This is a genomic window from Bathymodiolus japonicus methanotrophic gill symbiont (assembly GCF_019721995.1).
Taxonomy (GTDB): Bacteria; Pseudomonadota; Gammaproteobacteria; order Methylococcales; family Methylomonadaceae; genus Methyloprofundus.
The window spans coordinates 1-5,773 of sequence record NZ_BLYC01000100.1; the positions used below are offsets into that span (position 1 = coordinate 1).

The 5,773-nt window shown below is 37.3% G+C and carries 10 protein-coding genes and 1 pseudogene; 8 read left to right on the plus strand and 3 right to left on the minus strand.

Annotation, left to right across the window (positions count from 1 at the left end; genetic code table 11):
- Nucleotides 1–85: 85 nt before the first annotated feature.
- A complete protein-coding gene (locus K6984_RS30050; protein WP_230988366.1) occupies nucleotides 86–1,030 on the plus strand; it encodes an IS3 family transposase in 945 nt (314 codons plus the stop codon).
- Between the two features lie 12 nt (nucleotides 1,031–1,042).
- Entirely contained in the window at nucleotides 1,043–1,252 is a 210-nt protein-coding gene (locus tag K6984_RS31935) for an integrase core domain-containing protein (RefSeq protein WP_263458926.1), read from the plus strand.
- 49 nt (nucleotides 1,253–1,301) lie between these two features.
- On the opposite strand, the gene K6984_RS30055 is transcribed toward K6984_RS31935, so the two are convergent.
- A complete protein-coding gene (locus tag K6984_RS30055) occupies nucleotides 1,302–1,583 on the minus strand; it encodes a hypothetical protein (protein WP_221898626.1) in 282 nt (93 codons plus the stop codon).
- 215 nt (nucleotides 1,584–1,798) lie between these two features.
- Here K6984_RS30055 and K6984_RS30060 point away from each other — a divergent pair, with 215 nt between their 5' ends.
- From K6984_RS30060 to K6984_RS30080, 5 genes are all read left to right on the plus strand, one after another.
- Nucleotides 1,799–2,434 (plus strand): P-loop NTPase family protein, encoded by a 636-nt coding sequence (locus K6984_RS30060; protein ID WP_087870206.1) that lies wholly within the window; start codon nucleotides 1,799–1,801, stop codon nucleotides 2,432–2,434.
- A 2-nt stretch (nucleotides 2,435–2,436) separates the two neighbouring features.
- Nucleotides 2,437–2,703 (plus strand): hypothetical protein, encoded by a 267-nt coding sequence (locus tag K6984_RS30065; RefSeq protein ID WP_221898627.1) that lies wholly within the window; start codon nucleotides 2,437–2,439, stop codon nucleotides 2,701–2,703.
- Complete coding sequence (locus K6984_RS30070; RefSeq protein ID WP_221898628.1) at nucleotides 2,696–2,902, plus strand: hypothetical protein; 207 nt, start codon at nucleotides 2,696–2,698, stop codon at nucleotides 2,900–2,902. The genes K6984_RS30065 and K6984_RS30070 overlap by 8 nt, the downstream gene beginning before the upstream one ends.
- A gap of 360 nt (nucleotides 2,903–3,262) precedes the next feature.
- On the plus strand, nucleotides 3,263–3,805 hold the full coding sequence (locus tag K6984_RS30075; protein ID WP_221898629.1) for a hypothetical protein: 543 nt from the start codon (nucleotides 3,263–3,265) through the stop codon (nucleotides 3,803–3,805).
- Nucleotides 3,798–3,950 carry a hypothetical protein gene (locus tag K6984_RS30080; RefSeq protein ID WP_221898632.1) on the plus strand — a complete coding sequence of 51 codons (153 nt, stop codon included), beginning with the start codon at nucleotides 3,798–3,800 and terminating at the stop codon, nucleotides 3,948–3,950. Before K6984_RS30075 ends, K6984_RS30080 begins: the two co-directional genes overlap by 8 nt.
- A gap of 69 nt (nucleotides 3,951–4,019) precedes the next feature.
- On the opposite strand, the pseudogene K6984_RS37005 reads toward K6984_RS30080, so the two are convergent.
- Nucleotides 4,020–4,148 (minus strand): annotated as a pseudogene (locus K6984_RS37005) (IS6 family transposase); the annotation flags it as partial.
- A 1-nt stretch (nucleotide 4,149) separates the two neighbouring features.
- Between K6984_RS37005 and K6984_RS30090 the strand changes: the two are divergent.
- On the plus strand, nucleotides 4,150–4,614 hold the full coding sequence (locus K6984_RS30090; protein ID WP_221898630.1) for a hypothetical protein: 465 nt from the start codon (nucleotides 4,150–4,152) through the stop codon (nucleotides 4,612–4,614).
- Between the two features lie 594 nt (nucleotides 4,615–5,208).
- Here the strand turns inward: K6984_RS30090 and K6984_RS30095 are convergent.
- The gene (locus tag K6984_RS30095; RefSeq protein WP_221898631.1) at nucleotides 5,209–5,661 is read right to left on the minus strand and encodes a hypothetical protein; all 453 of its coding nucleotides are present in this window, start codon (nucleotides 5,659–5,661) and stop codon (nucleotides 5,209–5,211) included.
- Between the last annotated feature and the right edge of the window lie 112 nt (nucleotides 5,662–5,773).

The following is a 5,773-nucleotide window of genomic DNA, read 5'->3' on the forward strand; positions in this document are numbered from 1 at the left end:
TATAATCCCCCAGCAAATCCAGACAAGAAATCAAAGCAATCTTATTCCAAATTAGTTACTATTTGTAAAAAATTGGAGTATTAAAATGAGCAGAAAAAGAACGGTCTACAGTGCTGAATTTAAAAGCAAGTTGGTATTAGAAGTTTTAAAGAATGAAAAAACACTGCAAGAAATTGCCAGTGCAAATAACATCACACCTAAGAACCTACAAAACTGGAAAAAAATATTCTTAGACAATGCAGAAATAGCAATGGAGCCCTCCAAAGCCGTTAAAGATTACAAAGAGGATCTATTAGCAGCTCAAGAACAAAATGAGATGCTCACAAAAATCGTAGGAAAAATGACGGTTGAAAAGGAGTGGCTCGAAAAAAAGCTAAAAAGCTTGGACTCATCTGATAGAAAACAGTTGATTGAGCCCAAGCTTAACACTCTACCTCTAACACAGCAGTGTGCATTATTAGGATTAAATAGAAGCAATCTCTATTACAAAAAAAGAGAGAATAAAAAGAAAGAAGAGATCAAAACTCAGATTAATCACATTTTTAAAGACATCCCTATTTATGGTGCGGCTAAAGTACACCAGCAGTTGCTTGAAGGTGGTTTTAAAGTCAGTTTAAACACGGTGGCGAGTTATCGGCAGCAGATGGGCTTGAAAGCCGTATTAGCGGTAAAACAAGTCAATACAACGATCCCCATAAAAGAACATAAAAAATATACTTATAAGCTTAGAGATCTTGATATATCACACGCTAACCAAGTTTGGAGTACAGATATAACCTATATTAAAACCAAAGAAGGGATGGTTTATTTAGCGGCGATTATTGATTGGCACTCAAAAGCAGTGCTCGCCCATAAAATATCAAACACAATGGATTCTTTTTTAGTTATGGATGTATTAGATGAAGCGCTTTCTCTCTACGGAACACCTGAAATTTTTAATACGGATCAAGGCAGTCAATACACCAGTGAAATTCATACCCAACGACTAAAAAACAAAGGCATTACTATTTCTATGGATGGAAAAGGATGAGCAACGGATAATATTTGTATTGAACGGTTTTGGCGAAGTGCAAAATGTGAGCGTATTTATTTAAATGAATATGGTTCAATTAGAGCGTTAATAGAAGATGTTGATGACTATATTGAGTTTTATAATCATCAACGGTTTCATGAAACCCTGGACTATAAAAAACCAATGAATGTATATAGAGAAAGTATTTTAGCTAATGAACAGCAGAATGAAGCGGCTTAGGAATATGGAATAAGGATTGTTGAAAAATCTGTCTTGACTCTTTGGGGTGCTATATTTCTTTACCTTTTAAGAAATGTTTTAAGGCTTCTTTATCCTTGTTAGGTATATTCTCATCGTTGATCGCCATAGCTAATCGTCCTATTTTGTTTTTCACGTTCGCATACAAGTAAAATTTAGCCCCTGTAATGCCTACAAGGCGCATTTTGCAAGTTTTGACCCGTTCATGTGGGAAATATATTGACTCCCTACGGGACGTATTGATAAAGCATGGATAACGAAAAGATGTTATCCACCCCTTACCAACACTAGCCAACACATTTCCCACAATCACTATCAAGGGTTCTGTCGCATAAAGTTCTCTTCCTCTAAGTGGCAGTTAAACTCCCAGCAGATACAGGGACTCAGGGTACACTCAAGGCACAGGACTACCTGTAGACGTGTATACATATCTACCAATCTACATTTATTACAGATATACTTTTTGTTGACAGCCCGGTCTACCTAAATATAATGTTTACTTATTTACAGGTCTACCAGTATACCATTATGAAAATAGCAGTCTACAGCTCCAAGGGTTCCGCGGGGAAAACCCCTATATCTACCAATATCGCACTGGATAAGGGCTTTTGTATTGGTACGAATGAAGCTTTCCATATCTACGACAACCTCATAGATGATAACAAGCTTATAGCTCTTCAGACAGAAGAGGCTTTTCCTCAAGAACTTGTAGAGCATGATATAGATATTGTATTTGATCTTGCTGGTTCAATATCAAAATTCGCTATAAGCATGAGTTCAGCTCTTAAAATGGCCGACTATGTTATTGTTCCTATCTATAATGAGTATAAAAGCCTTGTAGCTGGCTTAAACACCATAAATCAAATCAAAGAGTTCAATCAAAATATAATTGTTGTGGCTACCAAACTACAAAAGCAAAAAGGTGAGATATTCAAAGACGATTGGACACAAAGCGAAGATTTTAAAAATGTTCAAAATGCCGTCCATACGAAAGTAGGGGAGGGGATACCTGTTCTACCTCTCAAATTTTCAAAAGCCTTTGATAATATTTTTGAAGAGCAAAAATCCATTAAACAACTAATGGAAAGCAATGCTCTAGCCTCTTATAGCTACCGTGAAGTAGCTAAACAATTTGATGCTCTTTACAATTTAATTGGTATATAAACATGGGTAAAAAAAATCTAGATAGTCTTGTTATTAAATCTGAGAAAATACTTCCCACAAAAGAAGAAGAAAAAGATTTAAGAAAAAAAGCAAGCAAGCCTAAAACAGTAAAAGAGCGTGATAGTGAAGTTATCAGTATCAAAATAACACCTACTGAACTTGCAATCATAAAGGGAAAAGCTGGGGAATTAGTCCCTCTAGGAACTTTTGTTAAACATTACATAAGAACAAAAACTGATTTATTTACTAAGCAAGGACCCAATGAGTGATAGTAAACAACTTCAAGAAGCTTTAGGTATCCAGTTAGAGCTATTTCAGTCCACTAAGAGGCTTAACCTCTCTGAGACCTATGAAGTTATACCAAAAGACGTATCTAGCAACGACCCGCTTATAAAGTGGGTTAGCAAATTTATTGCTGAGCCAGTAGAAAAATGTTTTTCTATTGAAGGGAAATCTTATGTTTCATAAATTTCTCCTGCCAATTTTAAAAACAAAAGAACAAAACAATTTCAAAGCCATTTCCCTGATTTAAGAGAGGCACGTATTGAATACGCTATTATCTCTTGGGCTTCAAAACAGATTATTGATATTGATACAGATTCTGAAGATAAAAGAATTTTCACAATTAGAACTACATACTACCAAATACAAAAAGAAATAGTAGAAGCTATTAATAAACGGGAAAGTAAAGATTTAAAGCCGAATGAGTGTCCATATAATACAACCAGTATAAGAGAAGCTTTAGAGGTTCTTAAAAGAACTGATATTACAGTTAAAAACCATGCTGGAGATAGTGAGTATATATTCAATAGAATTAAAGATATTTACATGGATAACAAAAAAGTTGTTATTGAACTTGGAAATATGATAACCAGTTATATTAGCTCTGGAGATTGGAGAGCAACCGACTCAAATAGTATACTTGCTTCAAAAGGGAAATATGAGCTTAGCCTTAGAATTATGCTTAATATGCGCTTTAGATATGCGTCCGAAAATGGAAAGCCATATAGTCCATCACTTACAAAAATAATCCAAGATATTGATTTTGTAGAGAACAAATACAAAAGAATCACTTTACAGAAAATAGTAGCTATCCTTGAAAAAATGCACGAAGTGAAGAGAGTAGAAGTAGATAAAAAGTTTGAAGGTAGAAAACTTGTAGATGCAATCTTACATATTTACGCAACAAGTGAATTTTCAAGCATGATGATTGAAAATAATAAAATGACTAAAAGAACAAAAGAAGCCATTTTAGATCAAGAGGGAAGCCCCCTTATAGAGCCTATGCAAGTTGACTACAGTAGCAGTGCCGAATTTCATAAAGCTAAGCGTGAATATGAAATTAAAAAAGGTAAAATGTTACTTGGCTGAAGACATTAAGATTATTGAACAAGTAAACTTAATGGCACCAGAGAATATCCACATTAATTCCTTTATGTTTGAGCCATTATTAGATATGTCTGGAGAACACCTATCTCGGTTGTATGAAAAAATAGAGCGTTTAGAGGCGACTTAATATAAATGGTTCTGTCGCAATAATTATTAAAAGCGCAGACCTCCTGTCCTTCAGGCATAACTGTCCTACTAAAGCCATAAACTGCTTATAAGCAGGAATATTTTCCTCAGACAATTGTCTCTTTCGGATCATATGTGCTGTTTCAATTCCATCAATTGTTGCTTGAGCGGAGTGAAACGCTTTAAAGCCCATCATTGGCTTGGGTGAGGCACTAAAATGCTTTGACACGGATGGATCCCCCATTATTAAAGAAGATACAAAGTTAACTTCGAGGAATAAAGACAGCAAGAAATATCAAACGCCTTTTGGCATCGTAGAAATTGAACGTCATGTTTATCAATCATCAAAAGGCGGAAAGATTTTTTGTCCCTTAGATTCAGCGCGTACAATTTTTGCTGCCACACCAAAGTTTGCGCAGCAATTGTCGCGTAAATACTCACAGGGTAATGCAAATTCAGTCTGTTCTGATTTAAAAGAAAATCACAACCGTTCGGTTGCCAAGTCGACAGTACAAAACGTAACTGACTGGGTTGGTAGCATTGCTTGCGCTCAAGAAGAAAACTGGGACTATGCGCCCCCTGAAATTGATGAGCCGATTACTACAGTTGTTTTTAGTCTGGATGGTGCCTATATTCTGATGGCATTGGAAAGTGAGTGCCTTTGAAGCTGAGCATGGGATCCACCTTTTATTGAAATTGAGAATTATGATAGCAGATAACGTCGGAAAGTGAAGTTTATGCGACAGAACCGGATTGATTGCCTTCTTCCCGATGTTCTACAGTCTTCAGGATGATATTCAAGAGATAGTGGAATCTGTGAAACTTATCCCCAGATATTGTTAAAAACCCTGTGTAAAACTCCATGTTGATACAGGGACTCAGGGTACGCAAATACAGGGACTGAAGGTACACTGCCAAAACCCAGGCTCTCAGAAAGCAAAAACACAGGGACTCAGGGTACACTTGGAAGCATCGAGCAACAAAAATACAGGAGCTGGAGGTACGCAAAAATTAAGAATGTTAAAAACTCCCTCTAAAATACAGGGACTCAGGGTACGCTAATGCAGGGACTGAAGGTACGACAATACAGGAATTCAGGGTACGCTCAAAAACAGAAAATCCTTATGTAGTAAGGCTTTAAAGAGTATTTTTACACTCCTAACCTTTTCTTTAACCTGTTATATATCCTTTTAACCAATATTTATTCTTATTACTCGATGTTCAAGTTTTTCCATCCCATTGCCATCAAACTCTTACCTTTACCCAGCAGAACAATACTTTAATGATCGTGTTGGCTCTAAGCGCCCTAAATCTCTGCCAATCATATGTTTTCCTGATGGCATCAGTTGAAACACATCCTTTATTAATTCACCTAACTCTTTCAGCTTATCACCAGGATCTGGAAACTCTAGCAATGACGTGATGAACTCAAGCAGTACATCCATTTGAGACTTGCGCTGTAAGCTTCCTACGGTATACGCAGGTAGTTTGCTTTCAATGCGGGCTATTTGCTCTGGGTGAAGGAGAAGGCAATGGTCAAACAAAAGACTCAGAATCAGGCCACGGCTTGATCCCTCTTCCGCTGTCAGCCCCGGACGGGCTGATAGTCTCCAGAAGGCGCAGGGAAATTTGCCAATCCGAAGTGCGCGATAGCGCGCGAGGGAGGCTAAAATTTTATCCCGAATAGCCGTAGAGCCATTTGTGGTAGCCATGACTGAGCTGCTTTGTGCTCAGTCTGTGGCGGACGCAGGGCGGCTGGAGCATCTCCTATTCGCTGCGTAGGTGAACGAATTACGGCGACAGGAGTCCCGGAATTTCGTGAGG